The following is a 916-nucleotide window of genomic DNA, read 5'->3' on the forward strand; positions in this document are numbered from 1 at the left end:
ACCTGCCGCGGCCCGGGGTGTCCCGCCCCGGGCCGCGGCGCGTTCTTCTTAAGGTGTGCCGATGCAGCCCGACACCTCGAGCGAGCTCGGCACCCGGGGCACGGCACGGTCGCCGGAGACCCGGCTCTACTCCGACGGCGTGGTCATCGGCACCGACGGCGCGCCGCTGGTCGTCCCGCCGCACAGCGCCCGGCGGCGGCTGCCCGGCACCGGCTACCTCGACCCCGGGTCCGGTGCCCTGCCCGGTGCGGCCGTGCCCACCGACGACGACGTCGCCGCCGCGCGCGAGCTGCTGGCCGCCACCGAGCTGCCGGGCCGGGGCACGCCGTACCAGGAGATGGCCGAGGAGGCGCTGGCCGACATCGGCGTGCTGACGTTCCCGAACGGCGCCGCCGTGGCGGCCGGCAGCCCGTACTGGCGCTACGTGTGGCCGCGCGACGCCGGGTACATGGCCGCCGCGCTGACGGTGTGCGGCCGGCCGGAGCCGGCGTTCGCGCAGCTGGCGTACGTGGCCGCCATGCAGGAGCAGGACGGCACCTGGCAGGCGCGCTACCTCCCCGACGGCTCGCGCGACGTGCCGGACGACCGCGGCCTGCAACTGGACGGGATCGGCTGGACGCTCTGGGCGACGTGGCTCTGGGCGGGCGCGACCGGTGGCGGCGCCGGCCAGCTGGCGCCGATGGTCCGGGCCGCCGTCGCTGCCGCGCTGGCCGCGCTCGATCCGTCGACCGGGCTGCCGCGGGCGTCGCAGGACTTCTGGGAGATGGACCTCGACGAGGCGACGCTCGGCTCGGCGGCGCCGCTGCTGCTCGGCCTGCGGGCCGGCCGCGACCTGCTGCCGTTGCTCGGCGGGCCGGACGACGCCGAGCTGGCCGCCCGCGCCACGGACGGCGCCGACCGGCTGGCGGCGGCGATC

General features: G+C 78.4%; 1 pseudogene. It reads left to right on the forward strand.

Annotated features, from left to right (window positions below):
- Positions 1 to 61: 61 nt before the first annotated feature.
- Positions 62 to 916 (forward strand): annotated as a pseudogene (locus DY240_RS22520) (hypothetical protein); the annotation flags it as partial.

Origin of the sequence: Jiangella rhizosphaerae (assembly GCF_003579925.1) — a bacterium.
Lineage (GTDB): Bacteria > Actinomycetota > Actinomycetes > Jiangellales > Jiangellaceae > Jiangella > Jiangella rhizosphaerae.